We start from the raw sequence: 22,581 nt of genomic DNA, 5'->3' as shown, positions 1-22,581 counted from the left end.
CTGTTAAGACCGTAACCGGAAGGACCTCCAGTCAACCGCGGCTGGCGCCTCAATGGGAGATGAGCATGAACAAGACCGTTCTGATCACGGGCACTTCGAGCGGCCTCGGCAGGGCCACCGCCAAGCTGTTCCACGGGAAGGGCTGGAATGTCATCGCAACGATGCGCTCCCCTGAGCGAGAGTCGGAGCTCACAAAACTGGAGCGCTCGCTGGTCGTGCGTCTCGACGTCCAGGACCACGACTCCATCGAGCCGGCGGTCGCCGCCGGCATCGCAAGGTTCGGGCGCATCGACGCTTTGGTGAACAACGCCGGCTATGGCGCTTATGGGCCGCTCGAGGCCACGCCATCTGAAAAGATCCGCCGTCAGTTCGATGTGAACGTGCTTGGTCTACTGGCGACTACGCAGGCGCTCTTGCCACACTTCCGCGCGAACCGGACCGGCACGATTGTGAATGTCGCATCGGTGGGCGGCCGCGTGGCTTTCCCGCTGGGCACGCTGTATCACGGAACGAAATTTGCGATCGAAGGCCTGTCGGAGGCTTTGCAGTACGAGCTCGCGCCCATCGGGGTGCGCGTGAAGATCGTCGAACCCGGCTTCATGAATACCGACTTCGGCGGACGATCGCTCGACTTCAGCAACGACAGCGCACTCACCGAGTACCAGCCGCTGATCAAGTCCGTCCTCGATGTACTTGGGCCGATGTCGGCACACGGCTCCGTGCCGGAGGCGGTCGCAGAGGTGGTGTATGCCGCGGCGACCGATAAGAGCGACCGGCTTCGGTTTGAAGCAGGCGCCGACGCTCTGCACTTGCTCGCGACGAGACGCGCTTCGGACGATGCCAGCTTCTTCGCAGGAGTCAAAGCGCAGTTCGGGCTCGCATGAAACAAACAATCGGCCGAGGCGCCGGCCGTGTCTAGCCGGCGCCCGTCCCGCTCTCGACGACGAAGGCGTGAAGCTCGGCCATCTTCCCCTCACGGAAGCGCCAGACATCGCAGTACGAATGTTGAGCCGCGTTCCCGGCTTCGTCCTTCAAGGTGATATCGCCGAGGGCAGCTAGGAAGTCGCCCTCGGCGATCATGCGATGAACTCTAAACCTGGGCGGCTCCTGATACGCGGTCTTCATCCACTCGCGGACCGCTGCCTTCCCTCTTAACGTCCGGCCACCCTCGAACGTCCAGACCGTATCTTCCGTACACAGCGCAAGAAAGCCTTCGAAGTCGCCTTGGGAGATCGCGGCGTTGGCTTTTTCCAAGATCTGTTTGTTGATGTTCGGCACTTGCAGTTCTCCTTTGCGATTCGGTGAGGGCCTGGCTGTGAACGCGCCGGCAGAGTGGATGGGTTCCGTCGGCGGACAGTCCAACGAAAGACCCGCGAACGGAACATTCTTCCGACTCGCGCCTACCTAGGTTCGGGCCAATCCCGCGATGACTTGTAACCGTTCCTCGACAAGCTTGGCGCGATCCATCTGCTCATCACCGGATGCAATCAACCCATGGGCCGAGCGTTTCTGCAGAAACGGCCCGGCATCACCGACAGGTGCACGAAGGCAACGTCCTGGTCCTGCGCTCGACCACGGGGCGGTTCGTTTCGTGACACCGACCGGAGAATTTTCGACAGCACGAGTCCCCGAAGGAGAATCAATATTCTCAATTCAAGAATTAAGAATGAGAATCCACTGACCGCCTTCAAGCTGTTGATTTTAGCTGCCCATTCAAATTATCACCCGTCTACAAATTTGTGACTTGCCGTAAAATTTCGCGGCGAGGGTCGGTGCCAGCCGCGAGAGGCTCCAGTCTGACACGCACGCCGGATCGCAGAAGGCGCTACAACGGGCCAACGGTTCTGACACAGTCACGGCCTCACCCAGTTGAGCTAGCGACGCGACCGACGCAACAGCGATTCGATCGCCCATCCGTGGTCGTAAGTTTCGCCGTCCCAGCGAGTCGCGGCCGTGTGGCGGTCGATGTGTAACCCTTGTTCTTCATGTGTGGCGACCAACTGGTGCCAGTCGCTGAGTGGCTGCGTGTGGTTTGGTAGCGTGCTGTCGAAGGATTCACCGGTGGGTGTCACGAAACGAATCGCGCCGTCGTCGAGGACCAGGACCACGACGTTGCCCTCGTGGACCTGTCGGTGGTGAAAGCGGCAGAGACTTACGAGGTTAGATAGTTTCGTTTCTCCGCCGTGAGCCCAGTGCTGGATGTGGTGACCATCGAGATAGCGCGTGTTCGGGCAACCGGGGAAGCGACAACAGCCGCGATCGCGCGACCTCATCGCGCGGTGGAGCGCCGGCGGGATACTGCGCGTCTTCCGGCCCACATTGAGCGGCTCGCCGTCTTCGTTCTCTACGATGGGAACGACGCTGCAATCACAAGATAACCGCCGCGCCGTTTCTGCGGAGACGCTCGGACCATGTTCGAAATTACAACGGCCGGCCGCACTGTCTCGCAGGGTCTCGGCGTCTACGTGCACGACGATCTGATGTCGATCGCCACCTTTGAGCGCGGCCGGTCCTTGGGCGAGAAATGTTTCCGCCATCATCGTCAGGGCTTCAACTTTTCGGGCCGATGAATGAATGCGCCATTTAACAGATGGCGTTTCCGCAGAAACGTCCTCCGCCGCTGGGATCTCTTCGCACGCCGCCTCGATGGCTTTAATAAACATCTGCCCCGCCTCGGCGGGCAGCCGTGCCTTGATCACGAGCATACCGTCTTGATCGTGGAACCAAGTGAGTTTCCGATCAAGCTGCTGCTGCGCCTCGCGCCCCAACTCTTCCGCTTCCTTGCAGCGGCGGAAGTCACGGACGATGCGCTCTACATGCACCGCCGTGCCGTGCAGCGCGTACATGAGTAGCGTGTCTTCGGTGTTGGGGCACGCCACGCGCGTCAACGCGCGGACCTTCGCATAGCTCAACTCCCCGCGCTCCATCGCCGCGGCGATTTTCGGCAGATTCGTCAACGCATGCGCCGTGCGCACCTTCTCGCGCGCCGCGCCCATATCGATGCCGCACTTCCAATTGAGCCAGTGAGCACACGATGCGCTGGCGCCATCGCTCCAGCCTTTGCGGCGGTCCCACTCGGCGATCAGCATCAGCAAACGATAGTTGGCCGCGTTGAGATGGCCGGCGAGCTCAACAATCTGATGGCCGACGTTCTGCAGCGATTGCCAGTCGGCGGCTCGGGCTTTGTCTTGTTCGGTTCGGTGAACACTTTCCACATTCATGGCACAGTCTCCGCAGAACGCTTCGTCACCTCGTCCCTCGCACCCTCTGCCGTTCGTCTTCCACTCGGCGGCAGAGGGCGCTCAGGCGTCAAACACTCAGGCCATATACACGAGCGTCGGCTCCCTCACCTGATACAGCCCACGACTCGCGGGCTCGGATCCGCCTTCGCTTGGCTCTTCACCGCCGCGCTGCCGAAGCGCCTCGATCAACGGCCTCAGGCTCACGAGATCCAACATCACCGCCGCCTCGTCCACCCAGCCCTCGAGAGCCTTCGCCACCTCCGCGTGCAAGACCCCGTCATCGTCATCCGAGTACAGCAATACGTCCGATAAGCAATGAAGGGTCGCGCGCACCTGCATCAGCAGGCTTCGCACGTTCTCCACGGCTTCTTCTAAGGTGCGCGGCAGATCTGGCGATGGCGGTGTTAGTGGATCGCCACTGCCGAGGGGTTCCGTGCTCGACGCCACGGCAGTGGTTGTGGAATGTTTGCGTCGTGAACGGCGCGGCTTGGAAGTATCATCGCTAGTAGCCATGTCATCTTCCTCGGAAAGGTGATTTGGTTAGGCGTTCGGCGGTGTTCCACCACCGTCGAGCGCCGCCTTTGATGCACTGAACTCGCTCGCTGTTGATCGACTTTGGAGGCCGCCCGAAAATTGCGGGATAGGTTTCGGGCGGAGATCGCTGCGCCCTAAATCAGGCACAGAACCGATCGTATATCGCTTGGTCTCAATCGGTCGACGCAACACTTTGGGCAAGACTCTGTGCTGGCGTAGAAAAGTCCAAGGTCTTCCTCGGGCGCTGATTGAGACGCATTGCAATCGCATCGAGCTGCTGCTGCGAATATCCGGAGACATCTTGTCCCTTCGGAAAGTATTGTCGCAGCAAGCCATTGGTGTTCTCATTTGATCCGCGCTGCCAAGGGCTGTGTGGATCGCAAAAGTACACTTGCATCTGTGTTGCCAGCGTGAACTGCTTGTGGCCGGTGAGCTCAAATCCTCGGTCCCAGGTGAGAGAGCGACGCAGCTGCGAGGGAAGCTTGCGGATATGCTTGCTCAAGGCGGCTACGACCACCTCAGTGCTCTTGCTGGGCACTTTTACTAGCATCACAAACCGCGACTTACGCTCGACTAGCGTCGCAATCTGCGATGAGGGCGTACCACACAGCAAGTCTCCTTCCCAGTGCCCCGGAACTGCTCTGTCTTCGACTTGGGCTGGCCGCTGACGAATGCACACCGCGTCGACAATATGGCCGTGGGGTGCGCGACGGCTGACTGCCGCGCGGCTACGGCGTATTGATTGTTGCCGGCGCAGATGCGCTGTCAGCTCTTTTCTCAGCGCTCCGCGCGCTTGCACGAACAGACTGCGATAGATCGTCTCGTGAGACACGCGCATCGTCTCATCATCAGGATAGGCTAGTTTCAACCACGCACTGATCTGCTCCGGGGACCAGTCAATCAACAACTTCTGCGTGACGACCTGGCGAAGCGCTTCGTTACGAGCTAACAAGCGCTTCTTCGGCCGGCGTGCGTGTCGCCAAGCACGTTCATCGGCATTCACGGCGCGATATCTCCTGATTCCACCGTGGCGAGCAATCTCCCGACTGATGCTGGAAGGAGCTCGCTGGAGATGGCGCGCGATCCCACGCATAGAACATCCCGCCCTTAACCCACGGGAGATCTCCTCGCGTTCCGCCGCGCTCAGTGCTTGCTTCGAGCGTCGTCGCCGCGGAGGTCTGATTCCCCCGCACGCCTCGATCGTCGAGCACACCCTGGCCACTCGTACTTTCAGCTCGCGTGAAATCTCGCACAGGCCCAGTCCGGCTTCCCAATGATCCCATATCCGTGCTCTGGTCTCTTCGCTCTCGCTCCGACGATGATACAACCTCATGCAACACCTCCCATTTCCATCAGAATGAAGTGTTGCACCGATCAATTGAATGTGCCTCGGCGCGCCTTTACTGTATATAACAACAGACCGCATTCGAGGAAAATGTTTCTCCGCTCTCCGCGCGCTTCACGCGGGCGACACGAGTGTCACTACGCGTGAGAGCGACTACGCGTGAGAGCGACTACGCGCGAGAGCGCGAGTAACGGACGCGCACCTGCGGACGTGTAGCTGTCGATCAATCAGCGAGCCGCCAGCGCAAACACCTGAGACGACTCGGTGCGCGGAAATCGCGTTGGCAGACGCCGGGCAGCTGCGAACCAATCAATGACCCATTCCCCACGCGATTCCGTGCTGCATTCGCAATACAGTGTTCAAACTGTGACGAAGGCATATATCTTGTCTGCTCGCTTGGTGCATATAGCAACATCAGAAAACTGAGCGTGAGATCATGTCCAGCGACAGGCAGCAGCTTGAGATAAACAAAACAGCGAACGAAGTGGACGACGTGGCCTGCGCTAGTTGCCGCAGACTGACCAAGCATATTGTGCTGGCGTCCGCCGACTTGAGCGGCCAACAGTATCACCAGGGCATACTCGCGGTCGAATACTCAGAGAACTACCAAGTCATTCAATGCAAGGGCTGCGAAACAATCTCCTTTCGCATAAGAGGTTGGAACTCGGAAGATTACGATATCGATGACGGCGGTCTCAGCTACAACATCACAACGAGCCTCTATCCAAGCCGAAGCGAGGGCCGCACACCACTGAAAGATTCGCACTTACTGCCGGTGGACGTTCAGAGAATCTACGGCGAAACCATTAAGGCAATGAACAACGAACAACCCGTGCTTGCGGGCATCGGTATCAGAGCAATCGTTGAGAGCATTTGCAGGGATAGACAAGCGACAAAAGGAAACCTGCTTGAGAAAATTGACGCGCTCGTACCTCTTGGAGTCCTCACTAAGGATGGAGCCGACATCTTGCACAAAGTACGCAGCCTTGGTAACGAAGCTGCGCATGAGGTGAAGCCACACACTATGGAGCAACTAGGGTTGGCGATAGATGTTTGCGAACATTTGTTCCTGGGCGTGTACCTTCTTCCTCATCACGCGAAAGCCACGTTCCGGTGACGGGACTCTCTGTCTCCGGTCCGGCGGCTAGTCTTAATGTAAGCTTTGGATGCGCGGGTCGAGTTGAAGAACCCCACTGCTACAGCCCCTTCGGTAGAGTCGCGATTGGAATTTCTGGTTCAATGCGAGCCGAGCACAGAACGTACTCGGTTTGGGAACCCCCAGTCGCATCGACCCTACGCGCCCGGCGTAACTCGAAAATCGCGCTCCCGATATTCAAACCACGCGACGTCGGCGGGCAGCGCGGTGCCGGCCATGTCCTGACATGCGACGCCGACGAATGCGCCGGTGAAGTTGGCGGTGCCCGGTGCGGCGGCTTCGTCGGAGAGGATGCTGGCGTCGAATTGTTCGGGGAGGTAGCGCCACGTTGAGTCGTCGGCTTGGCGGTAGCGGAAGCGGAGGCGTTCGAAGTCGACGTCGACGCCGAGTTCGATAGGACCGGGGCCGATGGGGATCGGCGAGGTGAAGGCGTCGGCTTGGGGGCTATCGGGGAGTGCGGACATCACGCGAAGGTGGCGGCCGTGCTGGTCGTCGTGGGTGATGTGAAGGTAGTGGAACTTCACGGCGTTGTAGTAACAAACCAGGCCGGCGAGCTGCTGGAAATGTGCGGGTTCGACCTCGATGCGGGTGCTGGCGGAGTAACAGAGGGCCTGCTGGCGACGAGCGACCAGGGATTGTGTGAACACGCTGCCGAGCGTCTCGCGGCCGAACAGGCGTAGATAGCCGGGACGTGCAGTGAGACTGAAGATCTCCTCCGGCCCCGGAGTTCGCAGCCACTGGAAATCGATATCGAGTCTTGGCGAATCGAAGGTGTAGCGACGCTCTGTGTATCCAGGCGATGAAGCTGGATGTTCGATGGTCGCGACAGGCATCGCGTCGCGGTTCAACGTGTACAGCCAGCCGTCATCTTCCCAACGCATGGGCTGAATGGCTGTCTCACGGCCGAGCACACAACGTCCGCGATTCGGCAGCGGTCGGCCACAGAGATAAGCGACCCAAGGCGTACCGTCGGGGTCATGCACGAGGCTCGCATGACCGGCGCGCTGAAGCGGCGCATCGGGGCGATTGCGAGAGCTCAGAATGTATGTGTCGGGATGCAACTCATATGGACCGGTGAGCGAGCGGGAACGCGCCATGGTGACGGCGTGGTTCCAGCCGGTGCCGCCCTCGGCCGTGAGCAGGTAGTACCACCCGTTGCGCTTGTAGAGATGCGGCGCTTCGGTCAGACCGAGGGAGGTGCCACCGAATATCAATTGGCGTTCGCCGACCAGAGACTTGCGCGAGTGATCGTATTCCTGCAGCACGATGCCGGCGAAGCGATTGCGACCGGGGCGATGATCCCAAAGCATGTTGATCAGATATTTCCGGCCGTCGTCATCATGAAACAAAGAAGGATCGAAGCCACTGCTGTTGAGATACACCCGCTCGGACCAGGGGCCGTCGATAGACGGCGCAGTGACCAAGTAGTTGTGGAAGTCACGCAGCGATGCGCCGGAGGCGCCACCGACAGTGGTGCGTCCATAGCGCTTCACATCGGTATAGATCAAATAGAACAATCCGTCCGACCAGCTGAGGCACGGCGCCCAGACGCCGCAGCTGTCGGGATCGCCGCGCATGTCGAGCTGACTGGCGCGAGTCAGAGGCCGCGTGCGAAGTGTCCAGTTGGCGAGGTCGCGTGAGTGATAGATCTGCACGCCCGGAAACCACTCGAAGGTCGAAGTGGCGATGTAATAGTCCTCGCCGACGCGAACGATGGACGGATCCGGATTGAACCCGGGCAACACGGGATTGCGAATCACAGCGGCTTCTCCAGCGGCAAAGGCTCTGCAGTCTCTTGAGACACAGGAGGACGAATGACGGTCCACAGCACGGCGGCAGCGACCAGGTCCAGTAACGAGAGTGCGATAAAGAACGGATCGTAGCCGATGGTCGCGACCAATCCACCGATGGCGAGCGAGAACAACAACACGCCCAGGTTCGCAAACGTGCCCGCGAGACCCGACACGGTGCCAACCTCATTCTGCGGGAACAGGTCCGTGGCCATCGTGATGCAAGTGACCGACAGCATCTGATGCGCGAAGCCGCCCACACATAGCAAAGCAATCGCGGCGTAAGGACTCTGCACCTGGGGCACGAAGATCATGCAGATCATCATCACAGCGCCGATCGTGAATGCGCAGCGACGCGCGTTGATGAGGCCGATGCCGCGACGATTCAGCCAAGCGGCCGTGGCCGGACCGGCCATGCAGCCGAGATCAGCCGCGACGAACGGCAACCAGGCGAACATCGCGATTTGTTTCAAATCGAAACCACGAGTGGTCGTCAGATACAGCGGCAACCAAAACGTGAGCGTGCCCCACGTCGGATCGGCGAGAAAGCGCGGCAGAGCAAGGCCCCAAACATTGCGTTCGCGCAGCAGCTTGGACAGTGGCCGCCGCTCTCGATCGGTGAGATGCGCTTCGCGCCCAGAGATGATCTGTTCGCGTTCTTCATCAGTAATACGAGGGTGCTCGGCCGGCGAGCGGTAAACGGTCAGCCACAACACCACCCACACCGCGGCCATCGCCCCGACGATGAAGAACGCGGCCCGCCAGTTCCAAAACAGGATCGCCGCGGCGACGAGCGGTGGCGCGACCATCGAGCCCACAGACGCGCCGATGTTGTAAATTCCGCCGGCGAAGCCACGCTCACGCGCCGGGAACCATTGCGACACCACTTTGAGTCCGCCGGGGTGCGCCGTTCCTTCCGCAAATCCGAGCGCGGCGCGTAGCGCGAGCAATGAGTGCCAACCGGCGGCAAGTCCATGCCCCATGGTGATGACGGCCCAAGCGGTGGCGAACGCGGCAAGTCCGACGCGCAGCCCGATCAGGTCGAGCACATAGCCCGCCACCGGCTGCAGCATGATGCCGAGCTGAAATGCAGCGGTGATCAAGCCGTACTCGCGCTCGCCGATATTCAGGTCCGCGAGCACTGTCGGCGCGGCCACGCCCAGCGTGCTGCGCGTCAGATAGTTGAGGCTGGTGCCGATCATCACGACGGCGATGATCCACCAGCGCAACCCGCGGATCTTTGGCTTCATCCTGGCTCCCCCGAAGGATACTTGTTAGCGGTAACAGCTTACCAAACTGCGCGCGCCGAAAGGCGACTCGTGATTCGACAATCCGGCCCGATCCGGGCAAGGTAAGGGTTTCGACCTCCGACGAGCGCAACTGCCATGGGCCACCGTCTTTCGAAGATCTACACACGCACCGGCGACGACGGCACGACCGGCTTGGGAGACGGCACGCGGGTGGAGAAGACGCATGCCCGCATCGAGGCGTATGGGACGGTGGACGAAGCGAACAGCGCAATCGGGATGATCCTGGCGGTGCCCAATTTGCCGGCGGACGTGGCACAAGCGTTGACGCAGATTCAGCACGAGCTGTTCGATCTCGGCGGGGAGTTGGCGGTGCCGGGATACCGCGTCATCACGGCGAGTCATATCGACCAGCTGGAAGACACGCTGGATCGGTTCAACGATCCGCTCCCGCCGTTGAAAGAGTTCATTCTTCCGGGCGGCGGCCCGGCGGCGGCTGCGTGCCACCTGGCGCGGGCCATCACCAGACGCGCCGAGCGCAATTCATGGGCGCTGTCGAAGCAGGAAGAGATCGCGCCGGAAGTGACGCGTTATCTGAATCGCCTGTCCGATTTATTGTTCGTGATCGCGCGCGTGTTGGCGCGACATGAGAACGGGCAGGAAGTGCTCTGGAAAAAAACCACGCCCATCGTCGGCAAGAAAACCTAGTTCAGCGCCAGCACGCTCACCACATCTTCTTTGGGCCCGAGCCGGAGCGTGATCTCCTGCTCCAGCTCGCGAGACAAGACCAGCGTCGCCTCGAAGCGATTGACCATCACCGGCCGCACCGTCGAGCCGCCGACGCGGTGGGTCAGCATAAAGCTGTGATAAGCCCCGGCATGTGTGGCGGCGAACTGCACCAGGATGTTGACGCCGTCGGCCGAGTCATTGATGCGCTCGTCACAAATCACCAGGAAGGCTTGATCGGCAGGCACGGCAGCGAAAGCACCGGCGCTACGCAGCTCGCTTAGGAAATTCAAGATCTGGCTCGACACGCGCCCCCAAGTTTGCGGGCCGTTGGATTGCCCGGCGCACCAGCGAGTACCGCGCTCGATGGCATTGATGACGAATAGCGCGAATCGCCGCTGAGCCAGATACGACCAGTCGGAGGACGCACTGGCGCCGCACGCCAACGTTCGCAATGCCGGCCAGGCACGCTCTGGATTGCGAACCGACTGCAGCACATTGACGCCCAACGAAGCCAGCAACCAGCGATCAGTGCTGCTGACGTCCTTGGCCAGCTTGGCACTGGAACGCAGCATGGGCTCCGGCTCCCGCTCGGAGACTGCGGCCGCGACGGCCTCGCCGGAGCGGGATAACAGCCCTGCAACCGCGCCGCCGTTACCAAAGATCTCAGCCCGACCACGCAGCCGATCCTGCGCTGAGATTCGGGGAAAGAACATCAGCGCATTGTCACTGCGAAAGTCGAGCGCTTTGAGCGCACGAACTGCGTCCGGCGCACTTTCCCATGAAGACGGCGGATCCAGGATGAGCATGGCCCGCTTGTCACGACAGAAGCGGGCCGCAACCAGCAACGTGCTGATCCCGACATCGACCACGCGGGCCAGCGGCGGGATATAGACAAACGCCAGGTCGTCCACGCCTTCCAATGCAAACAAACCCGTGCCTCGGGCCGCCGAGCCGATCACGTCGTAATCGGAAATGGGCTTGCCGTCGTCGCCATCCGGATTGGAGCTGACGTACCCCACGGGCAAGTTCGTGCCCGGCATGAGAGTGCGATCCGGGCGCAGCAGCGGCACATTGCCGCGAACTCGCATCAGGTCCGAATCCATCAATACATTGGAAATGAAGCGCGGCGACTCCGGATCCACCGACAGCCCACGAAACGTTTCCTGCGCCTCGACACGCTCGGAACCGGGCGAGCGCACGCGCTGAATGACCAGATTGAAGGCTTGATCGTCGCCGCCGGGCACATTGTCGTAGTCGACCGAAGCTCGCAGGAACTCACGAGTGCCGGGCGCCTTGGCCTCAAGCCGCAGCGTCTCGCGACCGCACTTTAGAGACAGCGTGACAGGCGACGCCCCATTGGCGACACGAACGATGACGGCCTGGCGACCGCCCTGCTCGAAGAAATGCTCGACGGCATAAGACAGCGGGCTCGGCTGCCACAGGCCGCCGAAGTGCTGCTGAAAATCCGCGAAGCTGCGGACGATGATGGGTTGATTGAGGGGACCGCGAAGAGTCCGCCCGACGAACGCGGTCAGCTGCGCGCTGGCGCGCGCAATCGGTTGCTCCGCACTCGAAATAGCCGCGATCTGAATGTTCGCGAGCGTTTGCTCCCGCACCGTACCTCCCCAGGTGTGTGCGAAGCGTAAGTTATCACAGCTATTGACAGGTTAAACAGAATTCGCGCCGAAAGTATCGCAGGACTGCACCGAGCCGCTCTCGAAACCGCGTTTGAACCATCGCACTCGCTGCTCCGAGCTGCCATGTGTAAACGACTCCGGCGCTATGTAGCCGCGTGACTGCTTCTGCAACCGGTCGTCGCCGATGGCGGCGGCGGCGTTCAAACCTTCTTCGATGTCACCTTGCTCGAGCAGCTGACGCGAGCGATCTGCGTTGTGCGCCCAGATGCCGGCGAAACAATCGGCCTGCAGCTCCTGGCGCACCGACAACGCATTCGCTTCGGCCTCGCCGACGCTCTGCCGCGCCGCCATGTTCCTTTCGGAGATACCCATCAGCGTCTGCACGTGATGACCGATCTCGTGCGCGACCACATAGGCCTGCGCGAAATCGCCCGGTGCGCCGAAGCGGCTCTGCAAGTCTTGATAGAACGAGAGGTCGATGTAGACCTTGCGATCGCCCGGGCAATAGAACGGCCCGACCGCCGCCTGCGCGAACCCGCACGCCGATTCGACCGCGCCATTGAACAACACCAGCTTGGGTTGCTCGTAGGTGGCCCCGGCCTGGCTGAAGATCTGACCCCAGGTCTGCTCGGTATCCGCCAGCACGACGCTGACGAACTCACGAAGCTGCGCCTCTTCCGGGGTCTCGTTATACGGAACCTCTTCAGAAGTCGGTGCGGAAGGTTGAATCCCCTGCAGCACCACGGAGGGATCCTGACCGAAATACATGGCGACCAGCGCGAGCAGGATGGTGCCGATGCCAATGCCGCCGGCCCGTCCGAAACGGACGCCACGCCGGTCCTCGATATTCGAGCTGCCTTGCCGACCTTGCCAACGCATGACGCCACTCCGCCGAGAATTGTCGGTAGAGGTTATACGGACTGGAACGCGAAGTGTTCCGGCCGACGCCGTTTTCGCCAAATCTTACGCAGCGGCGACCAGGTTCTTGCGGCCGTCGGTGGCGATAAGACTCGAATAGAGCTCAGCCATGCGCGTCGCCATCGCCCCGGCAGACCAAGTCGCCGCATAGCCGCGCGCTTCGGCTGACATCTCACGCCGACGCGCAGGATCGTCCAGCAGCTCAACGACCAGATTCGCAAAGCCTTCTTCGTCATCCGGCGCGACACGCGCACCGCGTTCCGGCTTCACAATGTCCGCTGTTCCCATGTACGCGGTTGAAACAACCGGCGTGCCGCAGGCCATGGCCTCCAGCAACACGAGGCCCTGTGTCTCCGTCTTGGACGAGAACACGAACAGATCGCCTGCGGTATAACAGTCGGGCAGCTCACGTTCGCGCGAGAGATAACCGACGAAGCGAACATTGGGGCTGAGCTTCAAGGACTCGACATACGATTTGCAGTGTTCGAGCGCCGGCCCCTCGCCCGCCACCACCAGCATGGTCTCGGGCTTGCGCTTCACCACGCGAACAAACATGCGCAACAGGAAGTCGATGTTCTTTTCGTGAGCGATGCGCCCGACGTGAACCAATGTCGGACGATCGAGCGGGATGCCGAGCCGCTCACGGAACGGACGGCCGTTACCGCTCGCGAAGCGCTCCATCTCCATGCCCGTCGGAATGATGTGCATGGGACAGCGAACGCCATAGTCCTCGAGCGCCTTCTGCATGGCCTGCGAGGGCACGACGAGCGCATCGAGCGCGGAACATTGCGAAACGGTGAACCGTCGCGCGACGAAACGCATCACCGACCTCGGCACCAGCGGCACGTAGTGATGCAGGTACTCTTCGAAGTAGGTGTGATAGGTCTCGATCGCCGGCACGCCCAATTCCCTGGCGACGCTGACGCCGTAGTAATGAGCCAGGAACGGCGTCTGGATGTGGACGAGATCGAAGCCGCCGCGCTTGAGCTCGGGACGCAATGCCTTCAGCGCACCTTGTTTCATGATGCGATCTTCGGGATCGCGCGGCAGATAACGTGACGGCACGCGAATAATGGGTTCCTGCCCCACGTCCGAATACTGCACCGGATATTCGGGCGCGATCAGGACCGTTTCATGTCCGGCCGCATGCAGGCCGCGACGGAACGTCTGGATCGAGGTGGAAACGCCGTTGATCCGCGGAAAATAAACATCCGAGATCATCAAGATGCGCATGCCGGCACTCGTGACTGACGATGGCGCGGCAGCCTATGTCGTTTTGATGACGGTTATATGAATCCGCCCGGCCCGGAAAAAGAAAACGGCGACCAGATCGCAGGATCTGGCCGCCGTCGTAGTCAAACCGACTTCTTTACGCCGCCTGGCGGAGAGCCGCGATGCGCTCTTCCAACGGCGGGTGAGTCATGAACAGCCGCGCCAGACCGCCCGGCGCCTTGTCGGTGCTGATGCCAAAGGCCTGCATCGAATCCGGCAGCGGAGCGGCATGCGCGTGACGCAGGCGTTCCAGCGCGCCGATCATGCTGTCGCGACCAGCCAAGTGCGCGCCACCCGCGTCGGCGCGGAACTCGCGATAACGCGAGAACCACATCACGATCATGCTCGCGAGAATGCCCAGCACCAGCTGCGCGATGATCACGGTGATCAAGAACGCCGGCCCGTGACCACGCTCGGTCTTGAACACCACGCGATCGACGGTGTAGCCGATGATGCGCGAGAAGAACACGACGAACGTATTCACCACGCCCTGGATGAGGGTCAGCGTCACCATGTCGCCGTTTGCGACGTGACTGACTTCGTGAGCGAGCACCGCCTCCGCCTCGCGCTGTGACATGCCACGCAGCAGGCCGCTGCTGACCGCGACGAGCGCGTTGTTTCGATTCGCGCCCGTGGCGAACGCGTTCATTTCAGGCGCGTCGAAGATGCCGACTTCAGGCATGCCGATGCCGGCCGCCTGCGCCTGCTTGCGCACGGTTTCGACCAGCCAGACCTCGGTCTGGGTGCGAGGCTGCTCGATGACCTGCACGCCCATCGAGCGCTTGGCGATGAACTTGGACATAGCCAGCGAGATCAGGGAGCCGGTGAAACCCATCACCGCCGACAGGATCAGCAGATTGTTCAGATCCAGGCCCGTGCCTTGCTCGTTGAGAATGCGATCCACGCCGAGCAAGCGCAGCGTGACGCTCAGAACCAGCAGGATGGCCACGTTGGTGGCGATAAACAGCACTATTCGTTTCATAGGTGACTCGAGGTCGGTGGAACGACGGACAAGGGCAATCGAACGCAGCTAACCTGCGGACGATATGCGGCCGGGCGCCCACCGCTTCAAGCGGGCGCCCGGTCGCAACAAACGCGTGGATTTACGAGCCGCTGGCGGCGCCAGCTGGCTTGGTGGCAGTCTTTTTGCCTTTGGGCGGCGTCTTCTTGGGCAACGGCTGGCCGTTGCGCACCGCTTCGAATTCTTCGGCGAGAAACAAACCTTCTTCGGTGTAGTTCCAGGTCGCGCCCTCGGGCACGCGGTTCTCGACGCGACGGACCGTGGCGAGGTAGCCGTCGATCGTCACATTCTTGCGCGAGATGGGCATGGCGATGCCACGGGGCTGAGCGACGATCTGATTGAGCAGTTCGAGATCGACGGCCGCGCCGTGCTCTTGCAGCTTCTGAGACAACTCGTCGTTGATCCCGGCGGTGAGCAACGCTTCGGCGCCCTTCGGATGCTCACGGTCGTCGTCTTCGAGCACCGGGAACGCCTGCACATACATCGCGTCCTTCTGCCAGCCGAACAGGAACGGCTGGTTGACCACCGTGACCTTGGTGCCGACCGGAATCTGGTCGTAGAGCTCGGCGATGTCTTCAGGATAGAAACGAATGCAGCCATGGCTGGAGCGCATGCCCACGCCATACGGTTTGTTGGTGCCGTGAATCAGATAGCTCGGCCAGCCAAGCACCATCTTGTACGCGCCCAGCGGATTGTCCGGACCCGGCGGCACACGCGCCGGCAGCGGATCGCCGTTTTCCTTGTGCTCCTTGCGCACCGACAACGGCGGCGTCCAGGTGGGATTCTTTTGTTTGCTGATGACCTTGGTGGAGCCTTCGGGCGTCTGCCAACCCACCTTGCCGATGCCGATGGGATGCGTGATGACGGTGCGCAGGCCGTCGTCGACTTCGCCCTTCTTCAGCTTCGCCGGCTTCGGGTAATAGAAAACGCGCAACTGTGCAAGATTTACCACCAGCCCTTCGCGCGGCCCCTTGGGCAACACGAACTGCGTGGGCACGACTATTTCGCGACCGACGCCAGGCAGCCATGGATCCACACCGGGATTGGCGCGAAGAATTTCCTCGTAGCCGACATTGAAGCGACGTGCGATGTCGGAGAGCGTGTCCTCGCCCTGCACTTGCGTGATCTGAATCTGGCCCACCACTTCGTCCTGCGCGGGATCGAAGCGGAATTTATGCATCGCCAGCGGAGCCTGAATCGGCGGCGGCGCGGGCGGAGGCGGCGGTGGGGGCTCCGGGCGGGTGATTTGACAACCAGCGGCCACCAGGGCCGCGGCCAGCAACATTACGCGGCCAAGCACGGGACGGATCGACAGGTTCATGGGGGTACTTATTACCTTATTGGCCCACGCTTTTCCATTTCGAAACGTTATCGACGCCATTTCCGGGCGTTCCGCCCAGGGTTTGTCTGATAGGGGTTCACTCAGGGTTCAGAGGATCACCGGACGATCGGACAGCTCGTTGCGGTCGCCCCCTGGGAAATGGCGCGAAATCAGCGCTCCGGCGGCCTGAATGCCGCTGATCACCGCGTCCACGGCCGCGCCCTGGCTGAACAGCTGCTCCATCCGGTGACACACGTCGCTCCATTCCTGTGCGCTCACTCGGTCATTGAAGCCGCGATCCGCAACGATCTCGACGTCGCGATCCGCCCACAGCACATAGATCAGCACGCCGTTGTTTAGTTCGGTGTCCCACACGCCGAGTTGCGCAAACGCCTGGAGTGCGCGCTGTCGCGGTGTGATGTCGCTGAACAGCTCTCCTGGTTCGAGGCTCGCTTCCAGCGCAATACGGATCTCGCCGCCGTGAGTTTTCTCTGTGTCGGTAATTGCCCTCTCGATGGCCGACAGCGCGGCTTCGTCGAAGGCGCGACGCAGGCTGCGCCGGGGCATGAACACGTGTCGGGTGAGTCGGCTGAAATTCATTTGTTCACCAACGACCCGACGCGCCGCCGCCGCTGAAGCCGCCACCGCCGAAGCCGCCGCCACCACCACCACCGCTCCAACCGCCGCCGCCACCGAAGCCGCCGCCCCAGCCACCCCCGCCCCAACCGCCGCCGCGACGATTAGTCCAGCCGCGTCCGCCACCGCCGAATCCACCGAACAGCGCGAAAAAGAACGCGAGCACAGCAGCACCGATCGCCACGGCAACCACGCTGGTGACGATCCACATCAGAAAGCCTGCGATGCCTGCAGTAGCGCCCGCGCCGGCGACTCTGCCAAACATGCTTCGCAATATTCCGCTGCCGACGAAAACAAACATCAGCAGCAGTGGCAGCGCGTTACCCAGACCGCCGAGCCCTTCGGGCGCGCGCGTCGAGCGGCGCTGCGGTTCAGGCAGTGGTTCACCTTCGATGACCGCGATGATGCGAGTGATGGCAGCATTGATGCCGCCCGCGAAATCGCCTTCGCGAAAGTGCGGGGCGATGACTTGCGAGATGATGCGGCTGGCGATCACGTCGGGCAGCGCGCCCTCCAAGCCCGTGCCCACTTCGATGCGCACCGCGCGATCGTTCTTCGCGACCAGCAAAATGACGCCGTCCTCCGGAGCGGCGCGACCGACCTTCCACGCATCCGCGACGCGTATGGAATATTCCTCGATGGTCTCGGGTTGAGTCGTTGGCACGATGAGCACGGCGATCTCACTGCCCTTGCTCTGCTCGAAGGCGGCTAGCCGGCTATTCAGCGCGGCGATCTCTTCGGATCGTAACGTGCCGGTAAGATCCAGCACGTACGCATCAGGCGGTGCTGGAATCGGCAACTCCTGCGCAAGCGCAGCGAAGGCCAGCAGCAGAACAAACAGCAGCGACCACGGTCGCCACGCACGAGCTTCACCCATGATCAGCCAGGCTTCTCGACCTGGGGCGGCTGCGTCTGTTGCTGCTGCGGCCCGGACTCGGTGCGACCGAAGTCCACCGCCGGCGGACGCGCGATCTCACGCTCGTTTTCCACCGAGAAATTCTGCTTCGATTCGTGGCCGAACACTTTCGCGGTGAGATTGGTCGGGAACGAGCGCACGGTGACGTTATAAGTCTGCACCGCCTCTATGTAGCGTTTGCGCGCCACCGCAATACGATTTTCGGTGCCCTCCAGCTGCGCGCGCAGATCGTCGAACCCGGAGATGGATTTCAATTCCGGATAACGCTCCACCACCACCATCAGTCGCGACAGCGCCTGGCTCAACTCGCCCTGCGCCGCCTGCCATTGCTGGAAGGCTTGCGGGTTGTTGATGAGCTCCGGCGTGGCCTGAATGGACGTCGCGCGGGCGCGCGCCTCGACCACACTGTCGAGAATGTCTTTTTCGGCCTGGACCGCGCCTTTGACCGTGTTCACCAGGTTAGGCACGAGATCGGCGCGGCGCTGATACTGGTTCAGCACCTCCGACCAGGCCGCAGTCACCTGCTCGTCCTGTTGTTGCAACCGGTTGTAACCACAGCCGGTCAACAGCATGCCGAGCAGGACCAGCACACCAATGCGCAGAACATGCATGACGGAGCCCTTCTCTAATAGTCGTCTAATAATGGTCGGCCGGCGGCGACAGGCGCGCCGGACCCGTCAGCGAAACCGCCCGGGGTGGGTGGGAGTTCCGCCGACAGCGACTGTTAAATTGGGGAAAGACGCGGCTCGTTTCAAGCGATTGCCGGTGAATGCCTCCAATTCACCGGCCTGCGCCCCGAGGTAGTGCGCTGAAGCCTCACCAGATGCGGACGCGTTCTGCAGGCGATTTGTACATTTTGTCGCCCGGTTTCACGTCGAAAGCCGCGTGGAACTCGGGCAAGTTCGACACGACCGCGTTGGTCCGGTACTCGCTGGGGCTGTGCGGATCGGTCAGCAGGCGGCGCCGCAACTCGTCCTCGCGATATTTGCGCGCCCAGCCCTGGGCCCAGCCGATGAAGAAGCGTTGCTCGCCAGTAAAGCCATCGATGACCGGCGACGGCTTGCCCTGCAGCGACAGTTGCCAGGCGCGATACGCCATCGCCAGGCCGGCGACATCGGCGATGTTCTCGCCCATGGTGAGCTCGGCGTTCACGTTCATCCCAGGGATGGGGCTCAGCATGCTGTATTGCGCGCCGAGTCGCTTGGCGCGCCGTGTGAACTCCTCGTTGTCCTCTGGCGCCCACCAATCGTTGAGGTTGCCCGTGCCGTCGTAGCGACGACCCTGATCGTCGAAGCCATGACTGATCTCGTGGCCAATGACCGCGCCGATGGCGCCGTAGTTGATAGCGTCGTCCGCCGCCACGTTGAAGAACGGCGGCTGCAAAATCGCGGCGGGGAACACGATCTCGTTGCTCGGCGGACTGTAGTAAGCGTTCACCGTCTGCGGCGTCATGAACCATTCCGTGCGATCGATGGGCCCGCCCAGTTTCGCGAGGTTCCGTTCGAACACGACGGTCGACGCGCGCATCTCGTTGCCTACGAGGTCGTCGCGGCGAATCTCCAGCCTGGACCAGTCGCGCCACTGGGACGGATAACCGATCTTGGTGGTGAATCGCGCGAGCTTGGCGTGCGCCTTTTGCTTGGTGGCCGACGTCATCCATTCGAGCGAATCGATGCCTTGGGCGTACGCCTTCATCAGGTTGCCGACCAGTTCGTCCATGCGCCGCTTCGCATCCGGGCTGAAGTGGCGCTCCACATAGATCTTGCCGACCAGATCGCCGACCGCGCCATCGACGGTATCGACCGCGCGCTTCCAACGCGGCTTCTGCTCTTCGATGCCGGAGACGGTGCGCTGATTGAAATCGAAATGCAGCTGCGCGAACTTCGCCGGCAGGTCGGGCGCATAGACATTGAGCAACTTATATCGGAAATAGCCGCGCCAGTCCGCGACCGAGGTCGTGGCGATGACCTTGCCGAGCGCCTCGAAGTAACTCGGTTGCACCACGACCAGCGCCTTGGCCTTCTCGACCGGAATCTGCGCGCCCGCGAAGAATGCTGCCCAGTCGAAGCCTGGCATGAGCTTGGGCAACTCGGCGGCTTCGTAACGGTTGTAGGTTTTCTGGGCGTCGCGATTCTGCACGCGCGTCCAATGTGAGTTCGCGAGCTGCGCTTCGATCGAGAAAATTTTCTCGGCGACTTTATCCGCCTTCGGCGTGTCCGCCGCGGCGAGCAGGTCTCTCACGTAGACCTGATATTTCTCGCGGATGCCCTTCAGGCGCAGGTCCTCGGACAGGTAATAGTCGCGGTCCGGCATGCCGAGGCCGCTCTGCGCGATGATGCCGGTGTACTGGCTGGAGTTCTTCCGGTCGATGGAAACGTAGTAGACGAATGGATGCCGGACTGAAATGCGCTGGCTGTAACCGATGTAACGCGCCACGTCCTGCTTGGTCTTGAGCCCATCGATGCGCTTGAGCTCGGCCGCAAGCGGCGTCAGCCCGCGCGCCTCGACGGTGGTTTCATCCAGAAAGCTTGCATACAAGTCGCCGACCTTCTGCGCGTCCGAGCCTGCCGGCGCGTTGGCGGCCGCGGCTTCTTCGAGAATGGCTTTGAGATCGTTCTCGGCGCCGTCTTCCAGCAGCGAGAACGCGCCGTAGTTGGAACGATCGGCAGGAATGGTGGTGTTGGCCAGCCACTGGCCATTCACGAATCGATAGAAATCGTCCTGGGGCCGAACGGCTTTATCGAGATTCGATGCATACACACCTGAGCGCATCGTCGACGTCGGCGCCGCCGCGGGCGGAGCGCTTTGCGGAGTCGAACAACCGGCGAGCACGAAGGCGCAGCTGAATACAGCGAGCAAAGGTTTGGCGTTCATGCGGCGATCATAAACCGCCGGATGATTTTGGAGCGCCGACTTAACCTTGTGAAATCGACGGACCGTGCCGTGCCTGAGTCAGTGCGCCCGTCCGACTCGCAGATATAACGGCCAGGTCACCGCCCTCGCCTCGACCGGCGAACCCCAACACGGCGCGATCTCGGCCCGCAGAGCGGGCAGCGGATCTTGTCCGGTCGCGCGCTTGAATCGTTGGACCGCGGACCAGGTGCCGATGTAGCCGATGAGACTATCCAGGTCCCACTGCAAATGCAGCTCGAAGTCAGGCGCGCTGACTTCCTGCATCGGGAACGGCAGGTCGCGATACGCGGTCTCGACCCAACGCCGCTCGGGCGGCCAGTAACCGCCGACCACGTCGCTGTAGAAGTGCCTCACGATCGCATCGATGGTCGGCTCCACGAACGCCAGCCCGTACGTCCATAACGCGAGCGCGCCGTCCTGCTTCAACACACGTTTCACTTCGGGATAGAAACGCGCGTGATCGAACCAATGCGCCGCCTGCGCGGCGACGACGAGATCTACCGTGCCGTCGCGCAATGCTGGTTGCTCGGCGAGATTGGCGACGTAGGCGACCTTCGAATGCTGTTCGGCATTCTGGAGCTGCGACACGCTGCCATCGCTCGCGACCACTAGCGAGAAATGTTCGGCCAGCCCGACCGCGGCTTGGCCGCTGCCCGTCGCGCAATCGAGCGCGACCTCGCGGCTGTTCGTGAGTGTCGCCAGATATTCGAACAGCTCGGGCGGATAGTCCGGGCGATATTTGGCGTAGGCGTTGGCGTGGCCGGAGAAATGGTCTTTGAAGCTCATGGCAGCTCCGCAAGGAATTGCTCTAGCGCCGCGCGACTCTGCGGCTCGTCGAGCTGCGGCACGTGACCGCGGTTCTGGATCGTTACACGGCGTAGGTTGGGATGCTCACGTTGCATACGATCGAAGACTTCCACTGACAGCAAATCGGACAGCGCGCCTCGAATCGCCAGCGTCGGCGTGTCACGAAGCGCGTTGAACGCCAGCCACATCCCTTGCGCCGCGCCCGGCGGCGGCACCACTGCTCGCATAGCGTCGCCAATGCGTGGATCCGCGTCGAGCTGCGGCGAGCCGGTGCTGTCCTCACTGTAGGAGAATCGCACGAACTCGCGCCACTGATTTTCCGTGAAGTCAGGCAGCGCTGCGCCGAAGACCACTTTCATTTGGTCGATGGCTTCATCCCAACTCCGCGGCGGCGGAAACCGGCCCGCATAGCCCCGAATCCGCGCCGCGCCGACTGGATCGACTTCGGGACCGATGTCGTTGAGCACCACGCCCGCAAACGTTTGCGCACGCACGGCGGCCATCAACATCGCCACAAGCCCGCCTAGCGAAGTGCCGATCGCAATTACGCGATCCACTCCGATCTCACGCAGGAGCGACCACATGTCGTCGACGTAAGTCATCGGGTGATAATTCATCCACATCGAGTCGTACTGCGAGCGCCCTCTTCCCCTGAAGTCCGGCGTGATCACCCTCCTCCCCGGCGTAATACGCAGCGCCAGCGCCTCGAAGTCCCGGCAATTGCGCGTGAGCCCGTGCATACAAAGCACCGGCACCTTCTTCATGTCGCCAGGATAGTCGCGGAAGTAGAGCTTCAACCCGTCACGCGAACGGTAGGTGTGCTCGGAATAGATCGGCATGCACGCAAGCATACCGCGCCGCGGACAAGAGGTTTTGCACGGCCCGAAACGGGGAACGGAATTTCGGCGCTGCCGCCCGCACCTTTCCGCGGAAACGTCACTCCAGCTTTCGAACGTTTCGGCGGAAACGCACCACGCACCCTGTCGAACGTTTCCGCGGAAACGTACAACCTACCTTTCAGCGCCGTCGGGAGGGGGATGTGTTCTCCCGGCAATTGGGATCAACATGGACGTTGACCCAATAGCGCTACATGGACG

Annotated in this window: 20 protein-coding genes; 3 read left to right on the top strand and 17 right to left on the bottom strand. The window is 61.6% G+C overall.

What is annotated here, in order from left to right; genetic code table 11:
* The first annotated feature begins 65 nt into the window (after positions 1 to 65).
* Positions 66 to 884: an SDR family oxidoreductase gene (locus tag VGD45_RS24450; RefSeq protein ID WP_331157992.1), complete on the top strand. Its 819-nt coding sequence runs from the start codon at positions 66 to 68 to the stop codon at positions 882 to 884.
* A gap of 31 nt (positions 885 to 915) precedes the next feature.
* Here the strand turns inward: VGD45_RS24450 and VGD45_RS24445 are convergent, their stop codons facing one another.
* The 4 genes from VGD45_RS24445 to VGD45_RS24430 all read right to left on the bottom strand — a co-directional run bounded on the left by VGD45_RS24445 (position 916) and on the right by VGD45_RS24430 (position 5,109).
* A complete protein-coding gene (locus VGD45_RS24445) occupies positions 916 to 1,278 on the bottom strand; it encodes a nuclear transport factor 2 family protein (protein WP_331157991.1) in 363 nt (120 codons plus the stop codon).
* 596 nt (positions 1,279 to 1,874) lie between these two features.
* Positions 1,875 to 3,221 (bottom strand): HNH endonuclease, encoded by a 1,347-nt coding sequence (locus VGD45_RS24440; protein WP_331157990.1) that lies wholly within the window; start codon positions 3,219 to 3,221, stop codon positions 1,875 to 1,877.
* Between the two features lie 96 nt (positions 3,222 to 3,317).
* Positions 3,318 to 3,755: a hypothetical protein gene (locus VGD45_RS24435; protein ID WP_331157989.1), complete on the bottom strand. Its 438-nt coding sequence runs from the start codon at positions 3,753 to 3,755 to the stop codon at positions 3,318 to 3,320.
* A gap of 193 nt (positions 3,756 to 3,948) precedes the next feature.
* Complete coding sequence (locus VGD45_RS24430) at positions 3,949 to 5,109, bottom strand: IS30 family transposase (RefSeq protein ID WP_331157988.1); 1,161 nt, start codon at positions 5,107 to 5,109, stop codon at positions 3,949 to 3,951.
* Between the two features lie 448 nt (positions 5,110 to 5,557).
* On the opposite strand from VGD45_RS24430, the gene VGD45_RS24425 reads away from it, so the two are divergent.
* The gene (locus tag VGD45_RS24425; RefSeq protein ID WP_331157987.1) at positions 5,558 to 6,238 is read left to right on the top strand and encodes a DUF4145 domain-containing protein; all 681 of its coding nucleotides are present in this window, start codon (positions 5,558 to 5,560) and stop codon (positions 6,236 to 6,238) included.
* Between the two features lie 176 nt (positions 6,239 to 6,414).
* Here VGD45_RS24425 and VGD45_RS24420 read toward each other — a convergent pair whose 3' ends face one another.
* Positions 6,415 to 8,037, bottom strand: a complete 1,623-nt coding sequence (locus VGD45_RS24420) for a glycoside hydrolase family 43 protein (RefSeq protein WP_331157986.1) — start codon at positions 8,035 to 8,037, stop codon at positions 6,415 to 6,417.
* Positions 8,034 to 9,317, bottom strand: coding sequence for an MFS transporter (locus VGD45_RS24415; RefSeq protein ID WP_331157985.1), 1,284 nt, complete (start codon positions 9,315 to 9,317; stop codon positions 8,034 to 8,036). Before VGD45_RS24415 ends, VGD45_RS24420 begins: the two co-directional genes overlap by 4 nt.
* 135 nt (positions 9,318 to 9,452) lie before the next feature.
* Between VGD45_RS24415 and VGD45_RS24410 the strand changes: the two genes are divergently transcribed.
* Positions 9,453 to 10,022: a cob(I)yrinic acid a,c-diamide adenosyltransferase gene (locus VGD45_RS24410; protein ID WP_331157984.1), complete on the top strand. Its 570-nt coding sequence runs from the start codon at positions 9,453 to 9,455 to the stop codon at positions 10,020 to 10,022.
* Here VGD45_RS24410 and VGD45_RS24405 read toward each other — a convergent pair.
* From VGD45_RS24405 to VGD45_RS24355, 11 genes are all read right to left on the bottom strand, one after another.
* Positions 10,019 to 11,659 (bottom strand): hypothetical protein, encoded by a 1,641-nt coding sequence (locus VGD45_RS24405; protein ID WP_331157983.1) that lies wholly within the window; start codon positions 11,657 to 11,659, stop codon positions 10,019 to 10,021. The two genes, VGD45_RS24410 and VGD45_RS24405, sit on opposite strands and share 4 nt — an antisense overlap.
* 51 nt (positions 11,660 to 11,710) lie before the next feature.
* The gene (ypfJ, locus tag VGD45_RS24400) at positions 11,711 to 12,559 is read right to left on the bottom strand and encodes a KPN_02809 family neutral zinc metallopeptidase (protein WP_331157982.1); all 849 of its coding nucleotides are present in this window, start codon (positions 12,557 to 12,559) and stop codon (positions 11,711 to 11,713) included.
* An 84-nt stretch (positions 12,560 to 12,643) separates the two neighbouring features.
* Positions 12,644 to 13,831, bottom strand: a complete 1,188-nt coding sequence (locus tag VGD45_RS24395) for a glycosyltransferase (RefSeq protein ID WP_331157981.1) — start codon at positions 13,829 to 13,831, stop codon at positions 12,644 to 12,646.
* A gap of 136 nt (positions 13,832 to 13,967) precedes the next feature.
* On the bottom strand, positions 13,968 to 14,852 hold the full coding sequence (htpX, locus tag VGD45_RS24390; RefSeq protein WP_331157980.1) for a protease HtpX: 885 nt from the start codon (positions 14,850 to 14,852) through the stop codon (positions 13,968 to 13,970).
* A gap of 121 nt (positions 14,853 to 14,973) precedes the next feature.
* Entirely contained in the window at positions 14,974 to 16,212 is a 1,239-nt protein-coding gene (locus tag VGD45_RS24385; RefSeq protein ID WP_331157979.1) for a L,D-transpeptidase family protein, read from the bottom strand.
* Between the two features lie 108 nt (positions 16,213 to 16,320).
* A complete protein-coding gene (locus tag VGD45_RS24380; protein ID WP_331157978.1) occupies positions 16,321 to 16,812 on the bottom strand; it encodes a TPM domain-containing protein in 492 nt (163 codons plus the stop codon).
* 4 nt (positions 16,813 to 16,816) lie between these two features.
* Complete coding sequence (locus VGD45_RS24375; protein WP_331157977.1) at positions 16,817 to 17,725, bottom strand: YgcG family protein; 909 nt, start codon at positions 17,723 to 17,725, stop codon at positions 16,817 to 16,819.
* 2 nt (positions 17,726 to 17,727) lie between these two features.
* The gene (locus tag VGD45_RS24370; protein ID WP_331157976.1) at positions 17,728 to 18,375 is read right to left on the bottom strand and encodes a LemA family protein; all 648 of its coding nucleotides are present in this window, start codon (positions 18,373 to 18,375) and stop codon (positions 17,728 to 17,730) included.
* Positions 18,376 to 18,580: 205 nt separating this feature from the next.
* Positions 18,581 to 20,638, bottom strand: a complete 2,058-nt coding sequence (locus VGD45_RS24365; RefSeq protein ID WP_331157975.1) for a M13 family metallopeptidase — start codon at positions 20,636 to 20,638, stop codon at positions 18,581 to 18,583.
* A gap of 78 nt (positions 20,639 to 20,716) precedes the next feature.
* The gene (locus VGD45_RS24360) at positions 20,717 to 21,463 is read right to left on the bottom strand and encodes a class I SAM-dependent methyltransferase (RefSeq protein WP_331157974.1); all 747 of its coding nucleotides are present in this window, start codon (positions 21,461 to 21,463) and stop codon (positions 20,717 to 20,719) included.
* Positions 21,460 to 22,323, bottom strand: coding sequence for an alpha/beta hydrolase (locus tag VGD45_RS24355; protein WP_331157973.1), 864 nt, complete (start codon positions 22,321 to 22,323; stop codon positions 21,460 to 21,462). Before VGD45_RS24355 ends, VGD45_RS24360 begins: the two co-directional genes overlap by 4 nt.
* Positions 22,324 to 22,581 lie beyond the last annotated feature (258 nt).

This window comes from Steroidobacter sp. (assembly GCF_036402275.1).
Lineage (GTDB): Bacteria > Pseudomonadota > Gammaproteobacteria > Steroidobacterales > Steroidobacteraceae > Steroidobacter.
Note: the sequence above shows the minus strand (reverse complement) of the source record. Positions and strands in the feature narration are given on the sequence as shown.

What these genes read in the sequence shown, in the direction of transcription:
- VGD45_RS24410 (WP_331157984.1), top strand. Translation starts at nt 9,453, where the DNA reads ATGGGCCACCGTCTTTCGAAGATCTACACACGCACCGGCGACGACGGC.
- VGD45_RS24380 (WP_331157978.1), bottom strand. Translation starts at nt 16,812, where the DNA reads ATGAATTTCAGCCGACTCACCCGACACGTGTTCATGCCCCGGCGCAGC.
- VGD45_RS24430 (WP_331157988.1), bottom strand. Translation starts at nt 5,109, where the DNA reads ATGAGGTTGTATCATCGTCGGAGCGAGAGCGAAGAGACCAGAGCACGG.
- ypfJ (WP_331157982.1), bottom strand. Translation starts at nt 12,559, where the DNA reads ATGCGTTGGCAAGGTCGGCAAGGCAGCTCGAATATCGAGGACCGGCGT.
- VGD45_RS24440 (WP_331157990.1), bottom strand. Translation starts at nt 3,221, where the DNA reads ATGAATGTGGAAAGTGTTCACCGAACCGAACAAGACAAAGCCCGAGCC.
- VGD45_RS24360 (WP_331157974.1), bottom strand. Translation starts at nt 21,463, where the DNA reads ATGAGCTTCAAAGACCATTTCTCCGGCCACGCCAACGCCTACGCCAAA.
- VGD45_RS24395 (WP_331157981.1), bottom strand. Translation starts at nt 13,831, where the DNA reads ATGCGCATCTTGATGATCTCGGATGTTTATTTTCCGCGGATCAACGGC.
- VGD45_RS24365 (WP_331157975.1), bottom strand. Translation starts at nt 20,638, where the DNA reads ATGAACGCCAAACCTTTGCTCGCTGTATTCAGCTGCGCCTTCGTGCTC.
- VGD45_RS24425 (WP_331157987.1), top strand. Translation starts at nt 5,558, where the DNA reads ATGTCCAGCGACAGGCAGCAGCTTGAGATAAACAAAACAGCGAACGAA.
- htpX (WP_331157980.1), bottom strand. Translation starts at nt 14,852, where the DNA reads ATGAAACGAATAGTGCTGTTTATCGCCACCAACGTGGCCATCCTGCTG.
- VGD45_RS24370 (WP_331157976.1), bottom strand. Translation starts at nt 18,375, where the DNA reads ATGCATGTTCTGCGCATTGGTGTGCTGGTCCTGCTCGGCATGCTGTTG.
- VGD45_RS24450 (WP_331157992.1), top strand. Translation starts at nt 66, where the DNA reads ATGAACAAGACCGTTCTGATCACGGGCACTTCGAGCGGCCTCGGCAGG.
- VGD45_RS24355 (WP_331157973.1), bottom strand. Translation starts at nt 22,323, where the DNA reads ATGCCGATCTATTCCGAGCACACCTACCGTTCGCGTGACGGGTTGAAG.
- VGD45_RS24435 (WP_331157989.1), bottom strand. Translation starts at nt 3,755, where the DNA reads ATGGCTACTAGCGATGATACTTCCAAGCCGCGCCGTTCACGACGCAAA.
- VGD45_RS24375 (WP_331157977.1), bottom strand. Translation starts at nt 17,725, where the DNA reads ATGGGTGAAGCTCGTGCGTGGCGACCGTGGTCGCTGCTGTTTGTTCTG.
- VGD45_RS24415 (WP_331157985.1), bottom strand. Translation starts at nt 9,317, where the DNA reads ATGAAGCCAAAGATCCGCGGGTTGCGCTGGTGGATCATCGCCGTCGTG.
- VGD45_RS24385 (WP_331157979.1), bottom strand. Translation starts at nt 16,212, where the DNA reads ATGAACCTGTCGATCCGTCCCGTGCTTGGCCGCGTAATGTTGCTGGCC.